Here is a 25,036-nt window from a genome sequence, read left to right as displayed (position 1 = left end):
TCGGCGCGCTCAAGATCCGCGGGCCGGTTACCGTGCCCACGGCGTACCAAATCAGGGGTTTGCGGGTTTGCTCGTTGTCAGTCGGCGTCGGGGAGGCCGATCGCGAACGCGTCGTCCAGGTCGTGCTTGGAGTAGGCGCGGAACGCGATGTGCGACTCGGTGTTGAGCACGCCGGGCGTCTTGGAGATGCGGCCGGCGATGACCTCGGCGATGTCGTCGAACCGGGGAACGCGGACGATCGCGATCAGGTCGACGTTGCCGGCCACCGAATACACCTCGCTGACCCCGTCGAGGGCGGCCAACGCCTCGGCGACCTCGGGAATCGAGTCGGTGGCGCAGTCGATGTGGACGATCGCGGTGTTCACCTGAGGTCTCCTCACCCATGAGGCCTCACCCATGAGGCCGAATGACCAGCCCATGCTATCCGCCCCGGGATCACCTCCGGCAAACGAACCGGCCCGCTGCTATCCGGGCCGGGATCGGCCCCGGCAAACGAACCGGCCCGCCAGCGGAAGCTGACGGGCCGGTGTCGAGTGGAGCTCAGCGCTTCGAGGTGATCTCTTCGCGCTTGCTGCCGGTGACCGGGGCCGGCGAGACCGGAGCCTCGGCCGGCTTCTCGACCGGATAGAAGAAGCCCTTCACGGCCGGCGCCAGGGCACCGAGCTTGTTCATCTTCTTCGGCACGACCCAGCCGGCGTACTCCAGCGGGATCGGGTGGCCGTGGTCGTCGACCGGGCCGAGCGGCTGGTGGATCTCGACGAACGCGCCGTTCGGCAGCCGCTTGATGATGCCGGTCTCCACGCCGTGGGCCAGCACCTGGCGGTCGTGCTGCTGCAGACCGAGGCAGATCCGGACCGAGACGAAGTACGCCAGCGGCGGCAGGATCAGCAGACCGATACGCCCGGCCCAGGTCATCGCGTTCAGGCTGATGTGGAACTTGTCGGCGATCACGTCGTTGCCCCCGGAGAGGGTCGCGACGAGGAAGAACGACAGGGCCATCATGCCGATGCCGACGCGCTCCGGGTTGTCCCGGGGACGCTGCAGCAGGTGGTGCGAACGCGTGTCCTTGAGCTTGCGCGCCTCCAGCCACGGGTACGCCATCGGCAGCGTGAACAGCGCGCCGAGGCCGACCACGGCCGGCCAGAACAGCGGCGGCAGGCTGTACGGACCGAAGTAGATCTGCCAGTTCGGCATGAGCCGGACCAGGCCGTCCATGAACATGACGTACCAGTCGGGCTGGGACGCCGAGGAGACCTCGGCGGCACGGTACGGCCCGAACAGCCAGATCGGGTTGATCTGGAACAGGCCCGCCATCAGCGCGACGACGCCGAAGACCGCCATGAAGAAGCCGCCCTGCTTCATCGCGTACCGCGGGAACATCCGCTCGCCGACCACGTTCTCGTTGGTCCGCATCGGGCCGGGCCACTGGGTGTGCTTCTGCTTGAACACGATGCCCAGGTGGACGCTGATCAGCGCGAGCAGGATGCCCGGGATGAGCAGCACGTGCGCGATGTAGAAGCGGCCGATGATCAGCTCGCCGGGGTACTCCCCGCCGAAGATCGCGGCGGACAGCCAGGTGCCGATGACCGGCAGCGACAGCATGATCGCGGAGGCGATGCGGAGACCGGTGCCGGACAGGCCGTCGTCCGGCAGCGAGTAACCGGTGAAGCCGGCGAAGAACCCGAGCAGGAACAGCAGGACGCCGATCACCCAGTTGATCTCACGCGGCTTGCGGAACGCGCCGGTGAAGAACACCCGGGCCATGTGCACCACGATCGACGCCATGAACAGCAGCGCCGCCCAGTGGTGCATCTGCCGCATGAACAGACCACCGCGCACCTCGAACGAGAGGTGCAGCGACGACGCGTAGGCGGCCGACATCTCGGTGCCGCGCAGACCCAGGTACGACCCGTCGTACACGACCTCCTGCATCGACGGATCGAAGAAGAGGGTCAGGAACACACCACTGAGCAGCAGCACGATGAACGAGAACAGCGCGATCTCGCCCAGCAGGAACGACCAGTGGTCCGGGAAGACCTTGTTGAGCAGCCCCCGGAGCGGCGTGGCGGCCTGGAACCGGTCGTCGGCGCCCTTGGCGAAGTTGGTTACAGCCTCGGCTGGATCAAGCTTTCGGCGTTTCACGGCCGCTCCCAGAAGTCGGGTCCGACAGTGTCCTTGAAGTCAGACGTTGCCACAAAGAAACCTTCGTCGTCCACCGACAGCGGCAACATCGGCAGACGCCGGGTGGCCGGGCCGAAGATCGGCTGCGCGTTGTTGGTGATCAGGAACTGCGACTGGTGGCACGGGCAGAGCAGCCGGTTGGTCTGCTGCTCGTACAGGCTGGCCGGGCAGCCGGCGTGGGTGCAGATCTTCGAGTAGGCGACGTAGTTGCCCCACATCGAACCCTTGTTGCGCCCGTTCTTGTCCGACTCGGCAGCGGCCAGCGCCGTCGCCGCGTCGTCGGCCCGCAGGTGGATCAGCAGGGTCGGCGAGTCGGCGTACTTGTTGGTCGCGCCGCCCGGGATGCCCGGGTAGACGGTCATCTGACCGCCGGCGCTGACGTCCTCGGGGCGGATCGGCGTGCCGTCCTCGCGGGACAGCCGGACCAGCTTGTCGCCGTTCGCCACCGGGTCGTAGCCGGTGTGGTACATCATCGGCTGGGCGTCCCGGTGCGGGTTCTGGATCAGGCCGCCGACCAGCGGGGCCGCCGCGGCCAGGCCCAGCGGGGCCAGGCCGAGGCCGATCGCGCCCTTGAGCAGCGGGCGACGCTGCACCCCGAGCTCGTCCGCGACGTACATCATGGTCTGGCCGGTGATCAGCCGTTCCTCGTCGCTGGACGGGTCGCCGTGCCGCTGCTGGATGGAGAGCTCGTGCGGCAGCAGCTTCTTCGCCCAGGCGAGGATCGCGATGCCGAGCGAGAACAGCGAGATGCCCAGGCTGATGCCGAGGATCGGGGTGTAGTAGTCACTCCGCGTCTCGCCCATCGCGAACTTCCAGGGCCAGACGATGTAGAAGACCACGAAGGCCAGCCCGAACAGGCCCGAGATCAGGAACAGCAGGCTGATGTTGCGGACGACCCGCTTCTCGGCCTTCGAGTTCGCGCCCTGGAACTGCGACTCGTACGTGACGATCTCGATGTCGTCGCGCCGCAGGCCCTCCTTCACGATGTCGAAGCGCGTCAGCTTCGGATCGTGCACGTCGACCGGGGAGCCGGTCTCGCCGTGGTGCATCGTCGTCATGACTTCCCCGCAATCCAGAGCGACGTGAAGACCAGGATGGTGATGCCGACCAGGAAGATCGCCAGGCCCTCGGTCGCCGGACCGTACCCACCCAGGTTGAAGATGCCGCCCGGGTCCTTGTTCTCCTGAAGCTGCTGCGTGATGTAGGTGATGATCTCGCGCTTCTCGTCCGGCGAGAGCTGGTTGTCACCGAAGACCGGCATGTTCTGCGGACCGGTCAGCATCGCCGCGTAGATCTGCTCGGCCGTGGCGTCGTGCAGGGCCGGAGCGAACTTCCCGGACGACAACGCGCCGCCGGCACCGGTGAAGCTGTGGCACGAGGTGCAGTTGACCCGGAAGAGCTCGCCGCCGCGGGCCAGGGCCTCGGGGTTCGTCTTCAGGTTCTCCGACAGGTCGCCGGCCGGAACCTCCGGACCGCCGCCGATCTCCTGGATGTACTGCGCGATCTGCTTGGTCTCATCCGGAGTGAACTGCGGCTTCTTCTGCTCGGCCTGAGCTTCCTGGCGGGTCATCGGCATCCGGCCGGTGCCGACCTGGAACTCGACCGAGGCGGAACCGACGCCGATCAGGCTGGGACCACGGTCCTGCACACCCTGCCCGTCCCGCCCGTGGCAGGTGATGCAGCTCTGATCGAAGAGCTGCTTGCCCTGCTGCGCGGCGGTGGAGAGCGGGGTGTTGTCCTCGGCGAACGCGCCGGGTGCGAAGGCGGTGTAGATGCCGCCGGCCAGCGCCAGCGCCGCGAGCATTCGCACCGCCGCGCCGATCCGCCGGCGTGCCCGGCTGGGCGCGCCGCGGCGCCGGGAGAACACCCGGGCACGCCTGCTGGCGGGGGTGTCAGAAGTCATGGGCTTATGTCCCTCTGGTTTGAACCTGAAGCTCAGCGGATTGCGGCGGGCGCTTACTTGAGCCAATAGATCATGGCGTACAGCGCGATCCAGACCACGTCGACGAAGTGCCAGTAGTAGGACACGACGATCGCGGAGGTGGCCTGCGCCGGAGTGAAGCGCCCCATGGTCGTACGGATCATGTAGACGATGAAGGCGATGAGGCCGCCGGTCACGTGCAGACCGTGGAACCCGGTGGTCAGGTAGAACATCGAGCCATACCCGTCACCGTTGAGCTTGACGCCCTCGTGGACCAGATTGCGGTACTCGTTCGCCTGCCCCAACACGAAGATCAGGCCCATCACGAAGGTGACCGTGAACCAGCGCCTCAGCGCGAACACGTCCCCCTTCTCCGCCGCGAAGACGCCCAACTGACAGGTGATCGACGACAGGACCAGGATCACGGTGAACGTCGTGGCGTAGGGGACGTTGAGCTCTTTGGTGTGCTCCGCCCACATGCCTGGCGCCGCTGCACGAATGGAGAAGTACATGGCGAACAAGGCTGCGAAGAACATGAGCTCGCTGGAGAGCCACACGATGGTCCCGACGCTGACCATGTTGGGTCTGGTCAGCGAATGGATCCGGCTCTTGTCGATGGCTGCCGCTGTCACGGGCTCATTATTCCCCCGCGGTGGGCCCAAGGTCAGGCGGGGTCCCTAAACCGGCACTGTGGGCAGCCCGGAATATTCGGTGAGCAGGGGGTAGGTCTAGCTTCGAGTGGTGCAGTCAGTCGAAATGGCCTCGCTTGCGGACGCCGGCGGGGATACTGAACTTCCGCCGTTCAGCGCGTCGGCCATCTTCAGCCACTTCCATCTGGTGAGCCTGGTCGCGGTGGGCCTGCTGGTCTCGGCGGCGCTCTACCTGTACGGGGTGCAGCGCCTGCGACAGCGGGGCGACCACTGGCCGGCCGGGCGGATCGTGGCGTTCGTCGGCGGTGGACTCGGCTCGATCGCGCTGGTCTCGGTGACCGGGATCGAGGCGTACGACACCACCCTGATCTCGGTGCACATGGTCCAGCACATGGTGCTGACCATGATCGGCCCGATCTTCCTGGCGCTGGGCGCGCCGACCACGCTGGCCCTGCGGGTCATGCACGGCCGGCCGCGCCGGGCGCTGCTCGCGGTGGTGCACAGCCGGTACGTGAAGGTGCTGACGTTCCCGCTGGTCGCGTTCGGACTGTTCATCGCGAACCCGTTCATCCTCTACTTCACCGGGCTGTACCGGCAGACCCTCGAGCACGCCTGGCTGCACGAGTTCGTGCACCTCCACTTCATGGTCACCGGATGTCTCTTCTTCTGGCCGCTGCTGGGCCTGGACCCGCTGCAGAACCGCTGGCCGTACCCGGGGCGCGCGCTGCTGATGGTCCTGTCGGTGCCGTTCCACACCGTGCTCGGGCTGACGATCATGCAGATGCCGGAGCTGCTCGGCGGCGACTGGTACCCGAACCTGCACCTGAGCTGGCTGGATCCGCACAGCGACCAGATCACCGCGGGCGGCATCCTCTGGGCCGGCGGGGAGGTCGTCAGCGTCACGATGCTCGGCATCCTGGTGATGCAGTGGATCCGCCAGTCGGAACGGGAGGCTCGCCGGATCGACCGGGCCCTCGACCGCGCCGAGCTGGAGGAAGCCGCGGCGGCGGCAGCGGAGGCCGGTTCCGCGGCGGGTGCTGCGGCGGGTCCTTCGGCAGGCGCTTCGACGGGTCCTTCGGCGGCCAAGATCACAAGCTCGGCGAACCCCACCCGACCGGACCCCGACGCCGGATAACAGATTCGGTACGATCGGCGGGACCTTCGAGGTGAAGTGGGGCACAAAGTTGAGCGACACCACCACTACTCAGTTCACGGTTCTGCTATACAGCGACGACGCCGCGGTGCGCGACCGGATCCGGCTCGCCATCGGCACGCGTCCGGCGATCGACCTGTCCGTCGAGTTCACCGACGCCTCCTCCTGGGAGGAGTGCCGGCGACTGCTCGACGACTACGAGATCGACCTGATGGTGCTCGACGGTGAGGCGACCCCCGCCGGCGGGCTCGGCATCGCCCGGCAGACCAAGGACGAGTACCAGGATCCGCCGCCCACCTGCGTCGTGATCGCCCGGGCCGCCGATCGCTGGCTCGCGGCGTATTCGCAGGTCGACGCGACCCTGCTGGCCCCGCTCGACCCGGTCACCACCGGTCAGACGGTCGCCGGACTGCTCCGCGCCCGCCGCGACGGCGCGGTGCCGCTGGGCGCCCTGCCCCGCACCTGACGACTGCTCCCACACCCCCCGACGGAGGCCCCCGCCATGGGTGCACGCACCTGGCCGAACCTGACGATGTCCCTGCTGCGCGGCGAGGAGCTCGCGACCGCGGACACGGCCTGGGCGATGGGCGAGATCATGGCGGGCAACACCACGCCGGCCCAGATCGCCGGGTTCGCGGTGGCGCTGCGCGCCAAGGGCGAGACGCCGGCCGAGCTGGCCGGGCTGGTCGAGGCGATGCTCGCCAACGCCACCCTGGTGGAGCTGCCGGAGGAGGTCCGGACCACCGCGGTCGACGTGGTCGGCACCGGCGGCGACCGGGCCAACACGGTGAACATCTCCACCATGGCGGCGATCGTCACGGCCTCCGCCGGGGTGACCGTGGTCAAGCACGGCAACCGGTCGGCGTCGTCCACCACGGGCACCGCCGACCTGCTCGAGCACTTCGGGATCCCGCTGGACCTGGGTCCGGCCGGGGTGGCCGCGACGGTCCGCGAGGCCGGCATCGGCTTCTGCTTCGCGGCCCGCTACCACCCGGGCATGCGGCACGCCGCGGTCACCCGTCGGGAGCTGGGCATCCCCACGTTCTTCAACGTGCTCGGCCCGCTCACCAACCCGGCCCGGCCGACCGCGGCCGCGGTCGGCTGCTTCGACCCGCGGATGGCTCCGGTGATGGCCGCGGTCTTCGCCCGGCGTGGCGACTCCGCGCTGGTCATGCGCGGTGAGGACGGCCTCGACGAGTTCACCACCGCGGCGCCCACCCGGGTCTGGCTGGCCCGCGACGGCAAGGTCGAGGAGTTGCTCATCGACGCGGTCGAGGTGGGTCTCCCGCGCAGCGCGCCGGCCGACCTGCGCGGTGGGGACGTCGCCTTCAACGCCGACGTGGCCCGCCGGGTCTTCGCCGGTGAGCCCGGTCCGGTCCGGGACGCGGTGCTGCTCAACGCGGCGGCGGCGTTCGCGGCCCGGGGCGGCTTCCCCGGCGACTTCCGCGAGACCCTGCGGACCGGCATCGCCCGCGCCGCGGAGGCCGTCGACTCGGGGGCCACGACGAAGCTGCTGGAGCGCTGGGTCGCGGCGGCCCAGGCCGCCAAAACCGCCGAATAACCCCATTCTTCGGTACGACCCCGGCCCCGCCCCGATAAACGCCGCCGCCCGTCGGCCTCGACCGGCGCTGACGGCTGCCCCGAGCCCCGAGAACAGCCGTGTGTGCCGGGGACCGGGCGGTGGGTGGTTTCGGGGCGGGTATATACATCCGGGACTGGGTTGGGGGATCTCGTGGGCACTACGTGCTGAAAAATCCTGAAAAAGACCGCAACACGCCGTCGGCGATGCTCGGCATCGCGCGGTGGACGTGACAGCGTCTGAAGGACATTCGGGTAATCCCACCTTCCGAACGAAGGAGAAGCCCGTGCACGAGCGCGAACTGCGTTGCGTCATCTGCGACGGCGACATGCTCTTCGAGACGCCGCCCTGCGAGGACGGACACGACGACGACTGCCCCGAGCTGGTGTGTACCCGCTGCGGCGCCGCCGAGGTCGTGGCCCCGATCGTCGTGCACCTGTGGATGGAGCCCAAGGGGCCCCGCCGCATCGCCCCTCAGCAGCGCACCGCCGCCGCCTGACTCCCGGCCCCGGCCCGCACCCAGGTCCCGGGCGCCCTGGCCCGCGCCCAGGCACCCGGGAGCCCCGGCCCGCACCCACGCCCCGGGCTCCCTGGCACGCACCCAGGCCTCCCGGGCGCCCCGGCCCGCACCCACGTGTCTTCGGCTGCCCCTCAGCGGTGCCTCGGACCACCCGAAGCACCCCTGACACCCAGCCGAAACCGCGACCCGCGCTGCCCGGGCCGGGCCCATGCGACCCACGCTGCCGAGCCGAGCCCATGCGACCTGCGCTGCCCTGCTCACGCGGCCCCGCGCCCAGCAACGGTCGCGGTCGCCGGCGAGGGGCTGTTCCGGGCGTCGGAGGCCGCGCCTGGGGAGTAACCGGGGGCGGGAGGCGGCAGCCGAGGCGGGAGGCGCGGCAGCCGAGGCGGGAGGCGCAGGAGGCGAGGCGGGAGGCGCAGGAGGCGAGGCGGGAGGCGCGGCAGGCGGGGCGGCAGGCGCGGCAGCCGAGGCGGGAGGCGCGGCAGGCGGGGCGGCAGGCGCGGCAGCCGAGGCGGGAGGCGCGGCAGGCGGGGCGGCAGGCGCGGCAGCCGAGGCGGGAGGCGCGGCAGGCGGGGCGGCAGGCGCGGCTGGGGCTTGACTCGGCGAGCGGCCCGCGTGGGTTCTTTGAAACCGCAACCACCCGCGGACGTCGCCCTGGAGGGCTTTGCGCTTTGGACGCGCCAGCGGCCAGCAAAGACCGGAAGGGTCCCCGCGGGAGCGACGATCAGTTATCGGCCGCAGCATAGGCAATGAAGAATTTGATCTTGATGGGTCTCGAACGACGACGGCGGCGGAAACGCGGAAGCCCGCACCTCCTGGCGGAGATGCGGGCTTCTGAGTGCGAAACCGCTGGTCAGTGCTCCGCCGGCTGGCGAGTCCCCGAGTAGTACTCGAAGAGCATCGCGCAGGACGTGAAGATCACCGCGAGCAGGCCGAGGCCGATCAGCCACCACATCCAGAAGACCAGGCCCAGGCCGGCGATCGCGGCGGAGAGCGCGATGCCGAACGGCCAGTACGAACCGGGGCTGAAGAAGCCCAGCTCGCCGGCGCCCTCGGCGATCTCGCCGTCCTCACGGTCCTCCGGGCGGAGGTCGATGCGACGGGCGACGAACGCGAAGAACCCGCCGCACATCCCGCAGAGCAGGCCGGAGAGGATCAGCGCGATCGTGCCGACCCACTCGGTCTGGTGCTGCTGGCCGTGGGTGTAGAGGCCGTAGACGGCCGCCGCGCCGAAGAGGAACGCCGAGACGCCCAGGAAGATCTTGTATTCGGTACGCATCTCAGGTCCCTACTTCCCCGCGGCGACGTTCGAGCCGCCCTGGTTCCAGCTGTGCGTACCCCGGCGGGTGTCGAACGGCTGGGTCTTCGTCGCGTACGGGTTCTCGCCGATCAGGGTCAGCGCGTCCTGCGTCGACTTGCCGGCCTTCTTCGCCGCGAGGAACTTGTCGAAGTTGTCCTTCGTGGTCGCGACCATCTCGAAGTTCATGAACGCGTGGTACGTCCCGCACAGCTCCGCGCACCGGCCGACGTAGCGGCCCTCCTTGTCGAGGGTCACCTCGAAGACGTTGCGCACATTGCCCGGCATGACGTCCCGCTTGAACAGCAGCTCCGGCACCCAGAACGAATGGATGACGTCGGCGCTGGTCTCCTCGAACCGGATCTTCTCGTGGGTCGGCACCACCAGGATCGGGATGACGTCGGACGAGCCGATCGTGGAAGCGACCGTGTTCGCGTCCTTACCGATGCCGTCCCGGTAGTTGAACTGCCAGTTCCACTTGAAGGCCTTGATCTCGACGATCTGGTCCGGGTTCTTCGACAGCTTGTCCACGTCGGTCTGCACGATCGCCGTGTAATAGAAGAGAACCGCGACGATCAGTACCGGCGTGACCGTGTACAGGACCTCCATGGGCATGTTGAACCGGGTCTGCACGGGCAGCTCTTCGCCGCGCTTGCGATACCGGATCACGCACCAGAAGATCAGACCCCAGACACCGATGCCGACGACCAGTGCGGCGATCACCGAGGCGATCCACAGGTCGTACATCTTGTGCGCCTGAAGGCTCACACCCGGGCCCGGCCATCCGAAGTGGCCGAACTTGCTCCCGACGTCCTCAACCGAGCAACCGGCGAGCAGTGCCAGCAGCAGCACACCGCCGAGACCCAGCCCGGCCGCCCGGCCAATCGCCCGCGGCCGTGTGGCCGAACTCCTTGCGCCCACCTGCTTCTGCCTCCTTAGCAGCGCCGCCGCGTGGCCGAAACCAGACACCAGGCGGCAAGGCTCACCGACGGTCGCACACTACTCGACCAGGAACGGGTGGCCCGCCACCGGGGGCGCACGCCAAGCCCTTCGAAGAAACATCAGTCAACCGGACGATACCGTTCCCTCTGTGGATTACACAGGCGATCCGGCCGTCTACCTGGACGCGGCCAGCGCCGCCCCGCCGCACCCGGTGGCCCGGGAGGCGCTGCTGGCCGCGCTCGCCGACGGCTGGGCCGATCCGGCCCGGCTCTACGCGGCGGGCCGGCGGGCCCAGCAGCTGCAGGAGGCGGCCGCCGCGGCGGTGGCGGAGATCTTCGGGGTACGGACCGACGAGCTCTCCTTCTGGCCGTCCGGCACCGCCGCGGCGCAGGCCGCGGTGCTCGGCGGGCTGGCCGGGCGCAAACGGGCCGGCCGGGTCCTGGTCCACTCGGCGATCGAGCACTCTGGAGTGCTGCACGCCGCCGGTACGGCTGAGGCCCGTGAGGTGGGTGTGGACCGTCTGGGCCGGCTCGACCTGGCCGCCTGGTCGGCCGCCGTCGCCGCGCCCGGGGTGGCCCTGGCCAGCCTGATCAGCGCCAGTCACGAGGTGGGCACGATCCAGCCGGTCGCCGCCGCGGCGGACTACTGCGCGGAGTACGGGGTGCCGCTGTTCGTGGACGCCGCCCAGTCGGCCGGCCGGGTCCCGGTGCCGCCGGGCTGGTCGCTGCTGAGCGCGAGCGCGCACAAGTGGGGCGGGCCGCCCGGCGTCGGGGTCCTGGTGGTCCGCAAAGGGGTGCGATGGATCTCACCGTCCCCGCAGGATGATCTTTATCGCCCCCGGCCGGGCGGCTCGGCGGATCTGCCGGCGATCGTGGCCGCCGCGGCGAGCCTGCGGGCGGTCACCGCCGAGGCCGAGGCCGAGGGGGTCCGCCTCAGCGCGCTCGTCGACCGCATCCGGGAGCGCGTCGCGGCCACCGTGCCGGACGTGGAGATCGTCGGCGACCCGGTCGACCGGCTCCCCCACCTGGTCACGTTCAGCTGTCTCTACGTGGACGGGGAGGCGCTGCTGCACGCGCTGGACCGGCACGGGTTCGCGGTCTCGTCCGGCTCCTCGTGCACGTCGTCGACGCTGCGCCCGAGTCACGTGCTGGAGGCGATGGGCGTGCTCAGCCACGGCAACGTGCGGGTGTCGCTGCACCGCGGGGTCACCGGGGCGGACGTCGAGCGCTTCCTGGCGGTGCTGCCCGGGCTGGTCGCGGAGATCCGGAACGAGGCCGGGATGTGATCACGCTGGACTGCCTGGGGCAGAAGTGCCCGCTGCCGATCATCAAGCTGGCCCGGGCGATGCCGGGGGTGGCGGTCGGCGAGATCGTCCGGGTGCTGGCGGACGATCCGGCCGCGGCCAACGACATCCCCGCCTGGTGCCGGATGAAGGGCCAGGAGTTCGTCGGCGGCCACGGCCACTCGTTCGACGTGCGCAGGATCAGCTAGCTCAAATAACCGACCACCTGCGGGACCGGGTCCTTGGCCAGGAACGTGTCGACGACCAGGCGCGGGCCCAGGTACGGCTCGTACTCGGACTGGCGCTCCAGGACCCGCACCCAGTCCGGCACGCCGTCGTGGTCACGGGACTCGAAGCGCGCCTCGACCCGGCGCCGGTGCTCGGTGTCGTCGCCGCAGACGACCTCGACCACGCGCAGCGGCACCGCCATCCGCTCGGCCAGGTCGACCCAGAGGTCACGGGCGGCCTTGACCGGGTTCACCGCGTCGATGATCACGTGGTGGCCGATCTTGAGCTGCTCCTCGGCCAGGGCGGCGACCACGCCGTACGCGGCGTACCCGGGCCGGGTCTCGTGGACGGCGTAGCGCTGCAGGGTGAAGTCGACGACGTCGACGGCGAGCACCGCGGCCGGCAACTGTGTCGCGACGGCGCCGGCCAGGGTGCTCTTGCCGACCCCGGGGAGGCCGGCGAAAACCGCTAGAACCATGTTCGGAGTTTCTACCCTCAGGCCGGCAGGTGCGGGGTGATCTCGGCAGCGGCCTCGTCGCCGTACGCCGCGGTGAACCGCTTGATGAAGTCGGTGGGCTTGATGTCGTACTCCTGGGTGCCGACGGTCTCCAGCACCAGGGCGGCGACCAGCGAGCCGACCTGGGCGGCCCGCTCCAGGCCCAGACCCCAGGAGAGGCCGGAGAAGAAGCCGGCCCGGAAGCCGTCGCCGACGCCGGTCGGGTCCTCGCCGAGCACGTCCGGGACGACCGGGACGTGGATCCGCTCGATCCCCTTGCCGGTGATCTCCACGCCGTCCTTGCCGAGCGTGGTGACCCGGATCTTGACCTCGTCCAGCACCTGGTCGGAGCTGAGGCCGGACTTGGACTCGAGCAGGGAGCGCTCGTACTCGTTGCAGAGCAGGAACTCGGCGCCGCGGATCAGGCCCAGCACGTCCGACCCGTCGACCCGGGCCAGCTGCTGCGAGGGGTCGGCGGCGAACTTGTAGCCGCGGGCCCGGCACTCCGCCGAGTGGCGCAGCATCGCGGCCGGGTCGTTGGCGCTGATCAGCACCAGGTCGAGGCCGCCCGCGCGGTCGAAGACCGGGGCCAGCTCGATGTTGCGGGCCTCGGACATCGCGCCGGCGTAGAACGAGGCGATCTGGTTCAGGTCGTCGTCGGTGGTGCAGACGAACCGGGCGGTGTGCGCCACCTCGCTGACGTGCACCGAGTCACAGTCCACCCCGTGCCGCTCGAGCCAGGACCGGTAGTCCGCGAAGTCGGCGCCGACCGCGCCCACCAGGATCGGCCGCAGGCCCAGCTTGCCCATCCCGAACGCGATGTTGGGGGCGATGCCGCCACGGCGCACGACCAGGTCGTCGACGAGGAACGACAGCGACACCTTGTGCAACTGGTCGGCGATGAGCTGGTCAGCGAACCGGCCCGGGAAGTGCATCAGGTGATCGGTGGCGATCGAGCCGGTGACGGCGATCTTCATGGCGGCCCTCAGGTGTCGGGGATCAGGGGTCGTTACGGCTAGAGCCTACCGGGCGGTTACATGGAACAGGCCGCCCCGTGAACGGGACGGCCTATCCGGAAATCGCTGACTCAGTGGAACGAGTCACCACAGGCGCAGGAGTTCTGCGCGTTCGGGTTGTCGATCGTGAAGCCCTGCGCGTCGATCCGGTCGGCGAAGTCGATGGTGGCGCCGGCCAGGTAGGGCGAGGACATCCGGTCCACCACGACCTCGACGCCGTCGAAGTCGCTCACGACGTCGCCGTCGAGCGAACGCTCGTCGAAGAAGAGCTGGTAGCGCAGGCCGGAGCAGCCACCGGGCTGTACGGCGATACGCAGGCGCAGGTCGTCGCGCCCTTCCTGCTCGATCAGGGCCTTGACCTTCACCGCGGCGACGTCGGTGAGGTTGATGCCGGTCGGGGCAGTCGCCTCGGTCGACTCGGTGTGCGCTTCAGTGGTCACGTAGGTATCTCCCTGCCAGGTGCGGTCATGTGCCGTACCAGGCAACGCTAACCCCATTCCGAGAGATTCCCAATCTCGGCGGGTTGCAGATCACCTACTCCATTGCCGGGACAGACGTTCGGCCAGTTCCCGCAGGCCGCGAGCCGGTTCGGTCATCGCCTGCTCGGTGGAACCGAAATGTTCGACCAGGGTGTGCGTCTCGGTCACGCCGGCCGCCGAGGCCTCCCGGTGCCCGGTCTCGTTGCGCCCGGCCAGCACCACGCACGGCAGGCCGCGGTCGCGCGCGCCGGCCGCGATCCCGGCCACCACCTTGCCGCGCAGCGACTGGTGGTCGAAGCTGCCCTCGCCGGTGATCACCAGGTCCGCCGCGTCCAGCTCCCGGTCCAGCCCGATCAGGTTGCTGACCAGGCCGATCCCGGAGGTGACCCGGGCGCCGAGGGCGATCAGCGCGGCGCCGAGCCCACCGGCCGCGCCGGCTCCGGGCCGAGCGGCCAGACCTTCAAGATCAAATGCCTTCTCCAGTACGGCGGAGAAGTGCTCCAGGGCAGCGTCGAGCCGCAGCACGTCCTCCCGGGTCGCGCCCTTCTGCGGGCCGAAGACGTTACTGGCGCCGTGCAGGCCGGTCAGCGGATTGTCCACGTCGGTCGCCGCGACCAGGGCGACCTGGCGCAGCTGCGGGACGCCACCGAGCGCCGCGGCGGCGATCAGCGGGGCGCCGCCGTAGGGCAGCGCGTACCCCGCGGCGTCGATCGGGGCGGCGCCGAGCGCGGCGAGCATGCCGGCGCCGGCGTCGTTGACCGCCGAGCCGCCCAGCCCGACGACCACCTGGGTGGCGCCGGTCTCGACCGCCGCGGCGAGCAGCAGGCCCAGGCCGTACGACGTGGTGGTGTTGGGGTTTCGTTCTTCGGTCGTCAGCAGGTGCAGGCCGCAGGCCTGGGCGCTCTCGACATAGGCGATCCCGCCGGCGTGCAGGATCTCGCCGCGGGCCGGCCGCCCCAGTGGATCGACGGTGGTGACCGGGATCCGGCGGCCGGGCAGCGCGGTCGCGAGGACCTCGACGAAGCCCGGGCCGCCGTCGGCGATCGGGCGCAGCACCAGCTCGTCGGAGGGGACGGACCACCCGTCGGCGACGGCCTGGGCGACTTCGGGGGCGGAAAGGGTGCCGGCGAACTTGTCCGGACAGATCAGTACGCGCACCCCAGGAGTGTGGCAGCCCACAGCCGCCTTATCCGCCCCTGTGCAACGATGAATCTCGTGACGGCGACCTGGACCGAACCTGGAAACACCCCTGTCGCGCTGCTGCTTCTCGGCAAAGGCACCGACCCGGCGAGCGAGCGGGGCGTCGACTGCCCCGGTGATCTGCCCGCCCCCAGCGACCCCGACCTGGTCGCCCGCGCGACGGCGGCGAAGGCCGCGCTCGGCGACCGGGTGTTCGTGCTCGGGCACCACTACCAGCGCGACGAGGTGATCCAGTTCGCCGATGTCACCGGCGACTCGTTCAGGCTGGCCCAGCAGGCGGCGGCCCGGCCGGACGCGGAGTTCATCGTCTTCTGCGGCGTGCACTTCATGGCCGAGAGCGCGGACATCCTGACCAAGCCCGAGCAGCGGGTGCTCCTGCCCGACCTGGCGGCCGGCTGCTCGATGGCCGACATGGCGGTGCTCGGCCAGGTGGAGACCGCCTGGGAGCACTTCCAGGACCTGGGCATCGCGGGCGACATCGTCCCGGTGACCTACATGAACTCGTCGGCCGACATCAAGGGCTTCGTCGGCCGCAACGACGGCGTGGTCTGCACCTCGTCGAACGCCAAGCGCGCGCTGGACTGGTCGTTCGAGCAGGGCTCCAAGGTCTTCTTCCTGCCCGACCAGCACCTGGGCCGCAACACCGCGGTGCTGGAGATGGGCTTCGACCTGGACGACTGCGTCCTCTACGACCCGCACAAGCCGCACGGTGGCCTGACCGACGAGCAGCTGCGCGGCGCCAAGATGATCCTGTGGCGCGGGCACTGCTCGGTGCACGGCCGGTTCACCATCGACAGCGTGCGCGACGTGCGCGAGCGGGTCCCGGGCGTGAACGTGCTGGTCCACCCGGAGTGCAAGCACGACGTGGTCCGGGCCGCCGACTACGTGGGCTCGACCGAGTACATCATCAAGGCGCTCGACGCCGCGCCGGCCGGCTCGGCCTGGGCCGTCGGCACCGAGCTGAACCTGGTGCGCCGGATGGCCCTGGCCCACCCGGACAAGCAGATCATGTTCCTCGACCGGACGGTCTGCTACTGCTCGACGATGAACCGGATCGACCTCCCCCACCTGGTCTGGACGCTGGAGGAACTGGTCGCCGGCCGAGTGCCGAACGTGATCACGGTGGACGAGAAAACCGCCCGCGAGGCCCGGGTCGCGCTCGATCAGATGCTCGCGTTGCCGTAACGCTCAGTAGTCGGGAGATTTCACCTCGGAGGGTGATTACCCGGCTACTTTCGTTCCGCGCCGCGCTTCGACTGGCGTACTTGTCACTCAGCGCTATGCTTCCCCGGTTGCAGGATCGGGTACCCCCACCCGAGTAATGCCCCCTCGATCACCGGGCGTGCACACACGCCCACCGGCTGGAGGTTACGTTGACCGACGATGTCCTGATCGTGCACGGCGGTACGCCGCTGCAGGGACAGATCCGGGTCCGTGGCGCCAAGAACCTGGTCTCCAAGGCAATGGTCGCCGCCCTGCTGGGCGAGACGCCGAGCCGCCTCTACGACGTGCCGCGGATCCGCGACGTCGAGGTCGTCCGCGGCCTGCTCGGCCTGCACGGCGTCAAGGTGAGTGACGGCGCCGAGGACGGCGAGCTGGTGATGGACCCCACGAACGTGGAGAGCGCCAGCACCGACGAGATCAACGTGCACGCCGGCTCGAGCCGGATCCCGATCCTGCTCTGCGGCCCGCTGCTGCACCGGCTCGGGCACGCGTTCATCCCGGACCTGGGCGGCTGCCACATCGGCCCGCGTCCGATCGACTTCCACATCCGGGCGCTGCGCGAGTTCGGCGCGGTCGTCGACAAGACGCCCGAGGGCATGCACCTGAGCGCCCCGAACGGGCTGCACGGCGCCAAGCTGGAGCTGCCGTACCCGAGCGTCGGCGCGACCGAGCAGGTGCTGCTCACCGCGGTCCGCGCGGAGGGCGTCACCGAGCTGCGCAACGCCGCGATCGAGCCGGAGATCATCGACCTGATCTGCATCCTGCAGAAGATGGGCGCGATCATCACGGTGCACACCGACCGGATGATCGAGATCCAGGGCGTGCCGAAGCTCTACGGCTACGAGCACAAGCCGATCCCGGACCGGATCGAGGCCGCCAGCTGGGCCGCCGCCGCGCTCGCCACCCGTGGCGAGATCGAGGTGATCGGCGCCCGGCAGGCCGACATGATGACGTTCCTGAACGTCTACCGGAACATCGGTGGCGAGCTGAAGATCACCGACGACCGGGTGGCCCGGCCGGGCGTGGCCGGCGCCGAGGGTGGCATCAAGTTCTGGCACCCGGGCACCGAGCTCAAGGCCGTCGCCCTGGAGACGGACGTGCACCCCGGTTTCATGACCGACTGGCAGCAGCCCCTGGTGGTCGCCCTGACCCAGGCCCGCGGCATCTCGATCGTGCACGAGACGGTGTACGAGCAGCGGCTCGGCTACACCGAGGCGCTCAACTCGATGGGCGCGACGATCCAGGTGTACCGGGACTGCCTCGGCGGCACCCCGTGCCGCTTCGGCCGCCGCAACTTCATGCACTCCGCGGTGATCGCCGGCCCGTCCAAGCTGCACGCGGCCGACCTGGTCATCCCGGACCTGCGGGCCGGCTTCGCGCACCTGATCGCGGCGCTGGCCGCCGAGGGCACCTCGCGGGTCTACGGCGTGAACCTGATCAAGCGGGGCTACGAGGACTTCGAGCAGAAGCTGGCCGCCCTGGGCGCGCACGTCGAGCGTCCCTGAGCTGCGATTTCGTCTCGATCAACGGCGCGGTGTGTCTCACACCGCGCCGTTTGGCTACGCTCGTGACGTGTCCCCGCTGTTTCGCCGTAAGGCTGCCGACCTCGTCGAAGACGCCACCGCCTCGGTAACTGACGAGGCGTCGGCCGACAACCGCCGCAAGAACTACACGCCCAGCAAGAAAGAGCTCGGCGTGGTCACGCCGAAGCGCGCCCCGCAGGGCCGCCGGGTCGAGGCGGCGCCGGCCGACCGCAAAGAAGCCATGAAGCAGATGCGCGAGCGGCAGCGGACCGAGCGCGCCGAGGCCTCCGCGGGCATGCGCAACGGCGACGAGCGGTACCTGCTGGCCCGCGACCGCGGCCCGGAGCGCTCACTGGTCCGCGACATCGTCGACTCGCGGCGCACGGTCGGCTCGTTCTTCATCGCCGGCGCGGTGATCGTGATGGTCGGCTCGCTGGTGCGGAGCGATGCGGTCCGGTTGGCCAGCAACCTGCTGTGGGCGCTGCTCGCCCTCGCCGTGATCGTCGACAGCATCTTCATCACCCAGCGGATCAAGAAGACCGTGAAGACCCGCTTCCCGAGCTCGGACCAGCGGATGGGCGGGCTCTACCTGTACGGCGTGATGCGCGCGCTGACCTTCCGCCGGATGCGGGTCCCGAAGCCGAAGGTCGACCTCGGCGCGAAGATCTGACCGGTCCCACCGGCGCCGGGTGGCCGCGGCCATCCCGTGCACCAGGCGGGCCAGGTCCGCGGCGCCGTGCTCGTCGTCGGCGCGCCGGATCGTGGTGACGATCGGCGCGACCTCGTCGAGCTCGACCTCCCCGCGCAGCAGCACGAACCGCAGGGTCAGCGCGGCCAGGCGGGCGTTGCCGTCGTCGTACGGATGGAAGAAGTTGACGTCCAGGTAGGCGCGGGCCGCCCGCGCCGTCACCGGGATCTCCCGGTCGGCGGCCTCGGCGAGACAGGCCGCGAAGCGGTCCTCGGTGCCGGGCTCCAGACCGTAGCGTTCCCGGCCGCCCTTGGCGTAGGCCGCCGCCGGGCGGAACCCGGGCGCCGGGATGCCCCGGAGGATCCCGTTCCAGCCGGACAACCGCCCCGCGGTGAGCTCCGCGCCGGTCGCGGCGGCCGCCAGCACCTCGCGGTGCGCGGCCAGCAGGCGGGTCAACCGGGCCGGGCCGCGCGCCGCGGTCGACTCGGCGAAGGCCAGGAAGCCGTCGCGGACGGCCCGCACCGGAGTCGCCGGGCGCGGGACGACGTCGCGCCAGGGCACGCGCTCGCGGACCCGCAGCCAGACGGCCAGGTGGTCAGGCGTGCTCATCGGCCACCCGGGCGGACAGGTCCGCGGCGACCGACTCCACGACCGCCCGGCGCGGCTCCCGCCAGCTCTCGAAGCGGCCGCCGACCGCGTGCTCGCGCAGCTCTTCCCGCCGGGCCGGATCGCCGATGCCGGCCGCTTCCAGGAACCAGTCGAGCACCGTGCCGACGCAGCTGTACCAGGCCGAGTCGTACTGGGTGCGGTCGCCGACCGCGGTGACCAGGTGGGCGACCGCGTACTCCCAGCCGTCCAGGTCGCCGGGTGGCAACGGGAGGAACCGGTCGAAGCGGCCGGCCAGCTCGACCAGCCAGTCGTGCCACTCGACCAGGGACGCGACGATCAGGGCCGCGGTCGCCTCGGCGGTGGTGACCGAGTGCGAGAAGCAGCACCAGTTGGCGACCGGGCCGCCGTCCAGGTCGCCCTCCCCCACCGACCAGCGCCAGCCGACCGCCCAGATGCCGTACCGGTCGGCCAGCCCCCGGCTGATCCGTTCCAGCCACAGGTCCCGCAGCCGCCAGTCGGCCTCCTTCGGCGGCGGCGGGAACTCGGCGAGCCGGTCGGCCACCGTCGCGGGGACCGTCGCCGGGTCGAACGACCGGTTCGCCGGATCGACGTCTGCCCAGGTCAGCCCGCCTGGATGCGGCACCTGACGGTAGAGCCGGTCCCCGGTGTACTTGAGGATCCGGCCGCGCCCGGTGACCACCCGCCAGGCCGGCGGCTCACCGGTGCTGTCGGTCGTCGCCGGCGCCGACGTGGCGAACCGGCCCCGGGCGTCGGTGGCCAGCTCGACCAGCAGCTCGTGCCAGGTGACCACGGCCGCGGCCAGGCGATCCAGGGTCTCGTCCGGGGTGGCTGACAGAACCGGGTCGATCCCCCGCCAGATCGGGACGGGCCCGTTGCCCTCCTCCTCCATCGCGATGCCGGAGCAGCGCCAGCCGGCCGCCCACCTGCCCAGGCGGTCCATCAGGGCCGCGGTCATCCGGGTGTACCAGATGCTGACCAGCTGCCACTCGGTGCCGGGCGACGGGATCTCGGCGGCCGGTGGCAGCGCGCGGACCAGGGCGGGGACGGCGGCGGGGTCGAAGCCGGGGCGGCCGGCCGGATCGAGGTCCGGCCACGTGAGGTCCCAGACGTCGGGGACGCGGATCTCGCCAGTTGTCATGGACAACCTTCCGATGGGCAGCCGGCCAGACTAACGGCGGCCGGCGCCGGGGCGGAAGCGAATTACGGCACGCCGGCCAGCCGCAGCAGCGCGGCGGTGGCCGCGGCGGCCACCACGACCACGACGAACGGGGCCTTGCGCCAGGCCAGGAGGACACCGACGGCCACCCCGGCGGGCCGGGCGACGCCGGCGAACGCGGTGCCGGCCATCAGCGCGGCGGTCCCGGCCAGGGCGGCCAGCAGCGCGGCGGCGGCCATCGGGAGCAGGCGCTGGACGGTCGGCGAGAGCTCCAGCCGGTCGCGGAGCAGGACACCGGTCAGGCGCATGGCGTAGGTGCCGACGCCCAGGGCGACGATCGCGGCGATCAACATGACGGCTCCTCGGCGCGGGCCCGCGGGCGGATCAGGACGACCAGGCCCAGCAGCGCGGCCAGGACCGGGAGGCCGGCCGGGAGGACCGGGGTCAGCAGCACCGCGGCCGCGGCGCCGACCAGCGCGACGCGGCGGGTGTCGCGGTCCCGCATCGACGGCAGGATCAGGGCGATCAGGGCCGCCGGGAACGCCGCGTCCAGGCCGAACGTGTTCGGGTCGCCGACCACGCCGCCGAGCAGGACGCCCAGCGCCGTGCCCACGTTCCAGGAGATCACCAGGGCGATCGCGACCAGCCAGTAGACCCGGCGGCGGGCGGCCGGGGTCTCCTCGGCCAGGGTGAACGCGACCACCTCGTCGGTCATCAGGTGGCTGCCGATCAGGCGGTCCCGCAGGCGCGGGCCCAGGGTGTCCGCGACCGCCAGGCCGAACGGGAGGTGCCGGGCGTTCAGCAGGAGACCGGCCAGGACCGCGGCGAACGGGTTGCCCGCGGCGAACAGGCCGGCGGCGAGGAACTGGGCGCCGCCGGCGAAGACCACGATCGACATCAGGGACGGGACCCAGGGCGGCAGTCCGTACGCGATGGCGATGGCCCCGAACGAGGCGCCGGTCGCCAGCGTCGCGGCGGCCAGCGCGGCCACGTCGCGGGGGCGGGTTCGCGTCGCGGGCGGGGGCGTTCGATATACCGTACCCATAGTTCGTCATGCTGAACGATGGCGAAGCGTTCGTCAAACCGAACAAACCGACCGATGGAGCGAACGACCATGGATCAACCGGCGCCGCCGCTCGCCGTGATCGCCGCCGCCCTGCGCCGCGAACGGGACCGCGCCGGCATCTCGCTGGCCGAGCTGGCCCGCCGCGCCGGGCTGGCCAAATCGACGTTGTCGCAGCTGGAGTCGGGTGCCGGGAACCCGAGCATCGAGACGCTGTGGGCGCTCGGGGTGGCGCTGGGCGTGCCGTTCAGCCGGCTCGTCGAGCCGGAGCCGACCCGGGTCCGGGTGATCCGGGCCGGCGAGGGCGCGACCCGGCTGCGGGCGGACCGGGCCGACTTCGTGGCGACCCTGCTGGCGACCGGTTCACCGCACGTACGGCGGGATCTGTATCTGATGGAGCTCGAACCGGGCGAGGCCCGGGAGGCCGAGGCGCACATCCCGGGCAGCGTGGAGCACATCGTGGTCGGCTCCGGACGGATCCGGACCGGGCCGACCGAGGAGCCGGTGGAGGTCGGGCCGGGCGACTACGTGACGTTCCCCGGGGACGTGCCGCACCGGTACGAGGCGCTCGAACCCTCGTGGGCGGTCCTGGTCATGGAGCATCGGTAGCCGCGTAGAGCTTGGCCACCACGTCCTCGATGTCCGGCTCGACGACCGACAGGTCACGGATCGAGACCGCCGCGACCAGCTCGGCGACGGCCGCCCCGGCGGTCAGGCCGTCCAGGGCGAAGGTCACCCGGTGCCGGTCCGCCTCGACGCCGACCAGGGTCGCGCCGGCCAGCTCGAACCCGTCCGGGAGCGGCGCCGACAGGTCGGCGACCAGGCTGCGCCGGGAGCCGTAGCGGAGGTGCAGCGCGTCGATCGTCCCGTCGTGCACCACCCGCCCGTGGTCGATCACCACCAGGCGCTCGCAGAGCCGCTCGATGTCGGCCAGATCGTGGGTGGTCAGCACGAGCGTGACGGCGCCGGTCGCGCCGAGCTCGGCCAGGAACGAGCGGACCGCCTGCTTGCTGACCACGTCGAGGCCGATCGTCGGCTCGTCCAGGAACAGCACCCGCGGGCCGTGCAGCAGCGCCGCGGTCAGCTCGCCGCGCATCCGCTGCCCCAGCGACAGCTGCCGGACCGGGGTGTCCAGGAAGTCGTCCAGGTCGAGCAGGTCGCGGCAGCGGCGCAGCCGGTCGCGGTGCTCCGCGGCCGGGACCCGGTAGATGTGCCGGAGCAGGGCGAACGACTCGTGCAGCGGCAGATCCCACCAGAGCTGCGAGCGCTGACCGAAGACCACGCCGATGCTCAGCGCCAGCCTGGTGCGCTGCGGGACCGGACGCAGGCCGCACACCTCGACCTCGCCACCGGACGGGGTGAGCACGCCGGTCAGCATCTTCAGGGTGGTCGACTTGCCGGCGCCGTTCGGGCCGATGTAGCCGACCATCTCCCCCGCGGCGATCTCCAGCGAGACTCCGGCGACCGCCTCGACGACGCGTTTCTCCCGGCGGAAACGGCCGCTCTTCACCCGTACGTCGAAGGATTTTTGCAGGTCTTTGGTTTTGATCATGAGCCTGTGCTCCTGTACTGCCGGATTCCGACGTGCCAGACGGTCGCGGCGACGCCCACGGCGACCGCCGCGACCAGGGGTGCGGCGAAACCGGACCAGGCCGGCAGGCCGAGCGGATCGGCGCGGCCCAGCAGGGTCAGCGCCGGCTGATAACCGATGAAGGCAAACCCGAGGGCGTACGCGAACAGCGCGCGGAACGCCGGCCCGTAGACCGTGATCGGGTACGACGCGAAATCCCGCCCGCCATAGGTGAACGCGCTGCCGATCTCGCCGGACTCGACCCACCAGAACGCGAGACTCGCACTGATCACGAAGATCGAGCCCATGAACACCGCACAGCACAGCGGCGACAGGGTGACCAACAACACTCGGGCCGGTGTCCAGTGGATGTCGTTCATGCCGAGCGCCACGACCAGCACGCCGAAGCCGAACACCACCCGCAGCAGCTTGCGGATCGGCAGGTCCATCAACAGCAACTGGGGCAACGTGCCGAGCGGGCGGACCAGCACCGCGTCCAGGGTGCCGGACCGCACATACGTCTTGAGGTGATCGACGTTGCCGACCGCGAAGTCGGCGAGCGCGAACCCGGACGTCGTGATGCTGGTCATCAGCAACGCCTCGGGCAGGTCGAAGCCGCCGATCCGGTCGGTGGCGCGGAACAGCACCAGCAGCGTGAGCACGTCGAAGACGGTGGCGCCGACATTGCCGAACAACTCGATCAGGAACGACGTGCGATAGGAGTAGACCGATCGCGCCTGGGCGGCGGCCAGCGCCGCGTAGGCCCGGAGCTCACCCACCCTGCACCACCAGGCGGCGCTCGGCCCGCCGCTGCACCAGCCAGGCCAGTGTCAGAAGCACGACCGCCCAGCCCGCCTGGAGGACGACCAGACCCACCTGCAGGCCCGGGCCGTCCCGCTCGGCGGCCACGTCCAGCGGCGTCTGCAGAATGCTCGGCAACGGCGTGGCCAGCCACAACGTGAGCGCCGCCCAGTGCGGCAAGAGCCGCAACGGGAAGTAGAGGCCACCCAGCACCCCGGCGCCCAGCACCCACATCAGGATCGGGCCGCGGGCGTCGTGCAGCCAGTACGCGGTCGCGTTCACCAGGAACCGGCAGCCGAAACTGACCACCACCGCGAGCAGCACCGACACCAGGAACAACGGGACCGTCTGCCAGCGCGTCGGCACCCGCAGGGGGAAGCACAGGGCGCCGACCACCACCGGCGCGACGAACCTGGTCAGCATCGCGTGGCCGGCCCGGCCCAGGTCAGCGGCCAGGTAGGCGGTCAGCGGGGGCACCGGACGTAACAGATCGGCGGCGACGTCGCCAGTGCGGATGCGTTCGGCGAGCTCCGCCCAGCCCCACAGCATGACTACGCTGAGTAAACCTTGCCCCAACCAGACGTACGTGGCGAGCTGCTGCGTGTCGTACCCCGCGGGGCGGCCGCCGAGTGTGCTCGAAGCCACCGCCAGCAGCACGTAGCAGCGCAGGTAGCCGAAGACTATGTTGGTGAACGTTCCGGCTATGGTGGCCTGACGATAGGTGGTGTACCGCCGGAAACCCGACCGGATCAGTGCACCGAAAGTAGTAACCGAGCCTCGTAACGGACCGTTCGGAGAGATCGTGAGCACGCTGGCGTCCTTCGCGGCCACGCCGCTAGTCTCCTTTCCACAAACCCGCATTTCCACCACCTGCAGTGGAGCCGGGCGACTCTACCCGGGTCCCCGGCCGGCCACGGCTGCATTTTTTGACACCCTGGAGTTCGCCGTGACGGAGCGTTGCCAATCGCCGGGCCGGATCGCCCGATGAACGGTTGGAGCTCCCGCCCGGGCGGAGAAGGCTGGGACGACGAGCCGGCGTGGGTGTACGAGGTCACCTGGGAATGGGAGCCGCTGCCCGGTCAGCGCTATCCCGGCGACCCCGGGCGCCGGAAGGCCGTGCACACCCCGGTCTACGAGGCGTCCCGCGGGCAGTCGTCCGGGACCGCGCCGGTGAGCTCGGTGCCGGAAGGCGGCGCGGCGCAAGGTTTCGGCCGGGTTCCGGCAGAAGATCCGCAGAGGTACGGGGGGCCGCAGCGCGAGCCGCGGGACTCCCAGAACGACCCCTCGTGGAATCGGCCGTACGGGGAGCAGCAGCGGCAGGCGCCGGTTTACGGGCGTGGGGCGGCTCCGTCCGTGCCGGTCAACCCTGGGCGGACGTCCGGGGCGGCGCCGGTTTCGCCGGCTCGGGGGCCGGAGCAGGGGTCCTGGGGTGGGCGG

At 70.7% G+C, this 25,036-nt stretch carries 27 protein-coding genes; 10 read left to right on the top strand and 17 right to left on the bottom strand.

Going from position 1 to position 25,036, the window contains the following annotated elements; all coding sequences use genetic code 11:
- Positions 1-77: 77 nt before the first annotated feature.
- The 5 genes from L3i22_RS08000 to L3i22_RS07980 form a co-directional block, all read right to left on the bottom strand.
- Complete coding sequence (locus tag L3i22_RS08000) at positions 78-365, bottom strand: Lrp/AsnC family transcriptional regulator (protein ID WP_221326340.1); 288 nt, start codon at positions 363-365, stop codon at positions 78-80.
- 175 nt (positions 366-540) lie between these two features.
- Positions 541-2,142, bottom strand: coding sequence for a ubiquinol-cytochrome c reductase cytochrome b subunit (locus L3i22_RS07995; RefSeq protein ID WP_221326339.1), 1,602 nt, complete (start codon positions 2,140-2,142; stop codon positions 541-543).
- A complete protein-coding gene (locus L3i22_RS07990) occupies positions 2,139-3,239 on the bottom strand; it encodes a ubiquinol-cytochrome c reductase iron-sulfur subunit (RefSeq protein WP_221326338.1) in 1,101 nt (366 codons plus the stop codon). Before L3i22_RS07990 ends, L3i22_RS07995 begins: the two co-directional genes overlap by 4 nt.
- On the bottom strand, positions 3,236-4,084 hold the full coding sequence (locus L3i22_RS07985; RefSeq protein WP_221326337.1) for a c-type cytochrome: 849 nt from the start codon (positions 4,082-4,084) through the stop codon (positions 3,236-3,238). Before L3i22_RS07985 ends, L3i22_RS07990 begins: the two co-directional genes overlap by 4 nt.
- Positions 4,085-4,137: 53 nt before the next feature.
- Entirely contained in the window at positions 4,138-4,734 is a 597-nt protein-coding gene (locus L3i22_RS07980) for a heme-copper oxidase subunit III (RefSeq protein ID WP_221326336.1), read from the bottom strand.
- Between the two features lie 124 nt (positions 4,735-4,858).
- Between L3i22_RS07980 and L3i22_RS07975 the strand changes: the two genes are divergently transcribed.
- From L3i22_RS07975 to L3i22_RS07960, 4 genes are all read left to right on the top strand, one after another.
- Positions 4,859-5,887, top strand: coding sequence for a cytochrome c oxidase assembly protein (locus L3i22_RS07975; RefSeq protein WP_221329843.1), 1,029 nt, complete (start codon positions 4,859-4,861; stop codon positions 5,885-5,887).
- 49 nt (positions 5,888-5,936) lie between these two features.
- A complete protein-coding gene (locus L3i22_RS07970; protein WP_221326335.1) occupies positions 5,937-6,371 on the top strand; it encodes a hypothetical protein in 435 nt (144 codons plus the stop codon).
- A gap of 36 nt (positions 6,372-6,407) precedes the next feature.
- The gene (trpD, locus tag L3i22_RS07965; RefSeq protein ID WP_221326334.1) at positions 6,408-7,466 is read left to right on the top strand and encodes an anthranilate phosphoribosyltransferase; all 1,059 of its coding nucleotides are present in this window, start codon (positions 6,408-6,410) and stop codon (positions 7,464-7,466) included.
- A 304-nt stretch (positions 7,467-7,770) separates the two neighbouring features.
- Positions 7,771-7,983, top strand: a complete 213-nt coding sequence (locus tag L3i22_RS07960; RefSeq protein WP_221326333.1) for a hypothetical protein — start codon at positions 7,771-7,773, stop codon at positions 7,981-7,983.
- Between the two features lie 874 nt (positions 7,984-8,857).
- On the opposite strand, the gene L3i22_RS07955 is transcribed toward L3i22_RS07960, so the two are convergent.
- Together L3i22_RS07955 and coxB are read right to left on the bottom strand one after the other, a co-directional pair.
- A complete protein-coding gene (locus L3i22_RS07955; protein WP_221326332.1) occupies positions 8,858-9,283 on the bottom strand; it encodes a cytochrome c oxidase subunit 4 in 426 nt (141 codons plus the stop codon).
- Between the two features lie 9 nt (positions 9,284-9,292).
- Positions 9,293-10,222 carry a cytochrome c oxidase subunit II gene (gene coxB, locus L3i22_RS07950; protein ID WP_221326331.1) on the bottom strand — a complete coding sequence of 310 codons (930 nt, stop codon included), beginning with the start codon at positions 10,220-10,222 and terminating at the stop codon, positions 9,293-9,295.
- Between the two features lie 169 nt (positions 10,223-10,391).
- Between coxB and L3i22_RS07945 the strand changes: the two genes are divergently transcribed.
- Both L3i22_RS07945 and L3i22_RS07940 read left to right on the top strand, forming a co-directional pair.
- A complete protein-coding gene (locus L3i22_RS07945) occupies positions 10,392-11,528 on the top strand; it encodes a cysteine desulfurase family protein (RefSeq protein ID WP_221326330.1) in 1,137 nt (378 codons plus the stop codon).
- Positions 11,525-11,734 carry a sulfurtransferase TusA family protein gene (locus L3i22_RS07940; protein WP_221326329.1) on the top strand — a complete coding sequence of 70 codons (210 nt, stop codon included), beginning with the start codon at positions 11,525-11,527 and terminating at the stop codon, positions 11,732-11,734. The genes L3i22_RS07945 and L3i22_RS07940 overlap by 4 nt, the downstream gene beginning before the upstream one ends.
- Here L3i22_RS07940 and L3i22_RS07935 read toward each other — a convergent pair.
- The 4 genes from L3i22_RS07935 to L3i22_RS07920 form a co-directional block, all read right to left on the bottom strand.
- Positions 11,731-12,231: an ATP-binding protein gene (locus L3i22_RS07935; RefSeq protein WP_221326328.1), complete on the bottom strand. Its 501-nt coding sequence runs from the start codon at positions 12,229-12,231 to the stop codon at positions 11,731-11,733. The two genes, L3i22_RS07940 and L3i22_RS07935, sit on opposite strands and share 4 nt — an antisense overlap.
- 17 nt (positions 12,232-12,248) lie before the next feature.
- Positions 12,249-13,226 (bottom strand): carbohydrate kinase family protein, encoded by a 978-nt coding sequence (locus L3i22_RS07930; protein WP_221326327.1) that lies wholly within the window; start codon positions 13,224-13,226, stop codon positions 12,249-12,251.
- 110 nt (positions 13,227-13,336) lie between these two features.
- A complete protein-coding gene (gene erpA, locus L3i22_RS07925; protein WP_067704718.1) occupies positions 13,337-13,705 on the bottom strand; it encodes an iron-sulfur cluster insertion protein ErpA in 369 nt (122 codons plus the stop codon).
- Positions 13,706-13,795: 90 nt separating this feature from the next.
- Positions 13,796-14,902: a glycerate kinase gene (locus tag L3i22_RS07920; protein ID WP_221326326.1), complete on the bottom strand. Its 1,107-nt coding sequence runs from the start codon at positions 14,900-14,902 to the stop codon at positions 13,796-13,798.
- Positions 14,903-14,950: 48 nt separating this feature from the next.
- On the opposite strand from L3i22_RS07920, the gene nadA reads away from it, so the two are divergent.
- From nadA to L3i22_RS07905, 3 genes are all read left to right on the top strand, one after another.
- Positions 14,951-16,129, top strand: coding sequence for a quinolinate synthase NadA (nadA, locus tag L3i22_RS07915; RefSeq protein WP_221326325.1), 1,179 nt, complete (start codon positions 14,951-14,953; stop codon positions 16,127-16,129).
- Between the two features lie 188 nt (positions 16,130-16,317).
- Positions 16,318-17,673, top strand: coding sequence for a UDP-N-acetylglucosamine 1-carboxyvinyltransferase (gene murA, locus L3i22_RS07910; protein ID WP_221326324.1), 1,356 nt, complete (start codon positions 16,318-16,320; stop codon positions 17,671-17,673).
- Between the two features lie 67 nt (positions 17,674-17,740).
- Positions 17,741-18,361: a DUF3043 domain-containing protein gene (locus L3i22_RS07905; RefSeq protein WP_221326323.1), complete on the top strand. Its 621-nt coding sequence runs from the start codon at positions 17,741-17,743 to the stop codon at positions 18,359-18,361.
- A 613-nt stretch (positions 18,362-18,974) separates the two neighbouring features.
- Here L3i22_RS07905 and L3i22_RS07900 read toward each other — a convergent pair.
- The 3 genes from L3i22_RS07900 to L3i22_RS07890 form a co-directional block, all read right to left on the bottom strand.
- Positions 18,975-20,147 carry a hypothetical protein gene (locus L3i22_RS07900; protein ID WP_221326322.1) on the bottom strand — a complete coding sequence of 391 codons (1,173 nt, stop codon included), beginning with the start codon at positions 20,145-20,147 and terminating at the stop codon, positions 18,975-18,977.
- A gap of 62 nt (positions 20,148-20,209) precedes the next feature.
- Positions 20,210-20,518 (bottom strand): AzlD domain-containing protein, encoded by a 309-nt coding sequence (locus L3i22_RS07895; protein ID WP_221326321.1) that lies wholly within the window; start codon positions 20,516-20,518, stop codon positions 20,210-20,212.
- The gene (locus tag L3i22_RS07890; protein WP_221326320.1) at positions 20,512-21,210 is read right to left on the bottom strand and encodes an AzlC family ABC transporter permease; all 699 of its coding nucleotides are present in this window, start codon (positions 21,208-21,210) and stop codon (positions 20,512-20,514) included. The genes L3i22_RS07895 and L3i22_RS07890 overlap by 7 nt, the downstream gene beginning before the upstream one ends.
- A gap of 69 nt (positions 21,211-21,279) precedes the next feature.
- Here L3i22_RS07890 and L3i22_RS07885 point away from each other — a divergent pair, with 69 nt between their 5' ends.
- Positions 21,280-21,837, top strand: a complete 558-nt coding sequence (locus tag L3i22_RS07885) for a helix-turn-helix domain-containing protein (RefSeq protein WP_221326319.1) — start codon at positions 21,280-21,282, stop codon at positions 21,835-21,837.
- On the opposite strand, the gene L3i22_RS07880 is transcribed toward L3i22_RS07885, so the two are convergent.
- The 3 genes from L3i22_RS07880 to L3i22_RS07870 are packed head-to-tail and all read right to left on the bottom strand — an operon-like array spanning position 21,821 to position 24,244.
- A complete protein-coding gene (locus L3i22_RS07880) occupies positions 21,821-22,780 on the bottom strand; it encodes an ATP-binding cassette domain-containing protein (RefSeq protein ID WP_221326318.1) in 960 nt (319 codons plus the stop codon). The two genes, L3i22_RS07885 and L3i22_RS07880, sit on opposite strands and share 17 nt — an antisense overlap.
- Entirely contained in the window at positions 22,777-23,577 is an 801-nt protein-coding gene (locus L3i22_RS07875) for an ABC transporter permease (protein WP_221326317.1), read from the bottom strand. The genes L3i22_RS07880 and L3i22_RS07875 overlap by 4 nt, the downstream gene beginning before the upstream one ends.
- On the bottom strand, positions 23,570-24,244 hold the full coding sequence (locus L3i22_RS07870; RefSeq protein ID WP_255658031.1) for an ABC-2 family transporter protein: 675 nt from the start codon (positions 24,242-24,244) through the stop codon (positions 23,570-23,572). The genes L3i22_RS07875 and L3i22_RS07870 overlap by 8 nt, the downstream gene beginning before the upstream one ends.
- Positions 24,245-25,036: the final 792 nt, after the last annotated feature.

It is taken from the genome of Actinoplanes sp. L3-i22 (assembly GCF_019704555.1).
Lineage (GTDB): Bacteria > Actinomycetota > Actinomycetes > Mycobacteriales > Micromonosporaceae > Actinoplanes.
The sequence above is the reverse complement of the archived record's forward strand: the minus strand, read 5'-3'. Positions and strand labels throughout refer to the sequence as shown.

What these genes read in the sequence shown, in the direction of transcription:
- L3i22_RS07930 (WP_221326327.1), bottom strand. Translation starts at nt 13,226, where the DNA reads ATGAAGATCGCCGTCACCGGCTCGATCGCCACCGATCACCTGATGCAC.
- L3i22_RS07885 (WP_221326319.1), top strand. Translation starts at nt 21,280, where the DNA reads ATGGATCAACCGGCGCCGCCGCTCGCCGTGATCGCCGCCGCCCTGCGC.
- L3i22_RS07890 (WP_221326320.1), bottom strand. Translation starts at nt 21,210, where the DNA reads ATGGGTACGGTATATCGAACGCCCCCGCCCGCGACGCGAACCCGCCCC.
- L3i22_RS07935 (WP_221326328.1), bottom strand. Translation starts at nt 12,231, where the DNA reads ATGGTTCTAGCGGTTTTCGCCGGCCTCCCCGGGGTCGGCAAGAGCACC.
- L3i22_RS07880 (WP_221326318.1), bottom strand. Translation starts at nt 22,780, where the DNA reads ATGATCAAAACCAAAGACCTGCAAAAATCCTTCGACGTACGGGTGAAG.
- L3i22_RS07975 (WP_221329843.1), top strand. Translation starts at nt 4,859, where the DNA reads ATGGCCTCGCTTGCGGACGCCGGCGGGGATACTGAACTTCCGCCGTTC.
- L3i22_RS07985 (WP_221326337.1), bottom strand. Translation starts at nt 4,084, where the DNA reads ATGACTTCTGACACCCCCGCCAGCAGGCGTGCCCGGGTGTTCTCCCGG.
- nadA (WP_221326325.1), top strand. Translation starts at nt 14,951, where the DNA reads ATGAATCTCGTGACGGCGACCTGGACCGAACCTGGAAACACCCCTGTC.
- L3i22_RS07990 (WP_221326338.1), bottom strand. Translation starts at nt 3,239, where the DNA reads ATGACGACGATGCACCACGGCGAGACCGGCTCCCCGGTCGACGTGCAC.
- L3i22_RS07895 (WP_221326321.1), bottom strand. Translation starts at nt 20,518, where the DNA reads ATGTTGATCGCCGCGATCGTCGCCCTGGGCGTCGGCACCTACGCCATG.
- L3i22_RS07900 (WP_221326322.1), bottom strand. Translation starts at nt 20,147, where the DNA reads ATGACAACTGGCGAGATCCGCGTCCCCGACGTCTGGGACCTCACGTGG.
- L3i22_RS07955 (WP_221326332.1), bottom strand. Translation starts at nt 9,283, where the DNA reads ATGCGTACCGAATACAAGATCTTCCTGGGCGTCTCGGCGTTCCTCTTC.
- trpD (WP_221326334.1), top strand. Translation starts at nt 6,408, where the DNA reads ATGGGTGCACGCACCTGGCCGAACCTGACGATGTCCCTGCTGCGCGGC.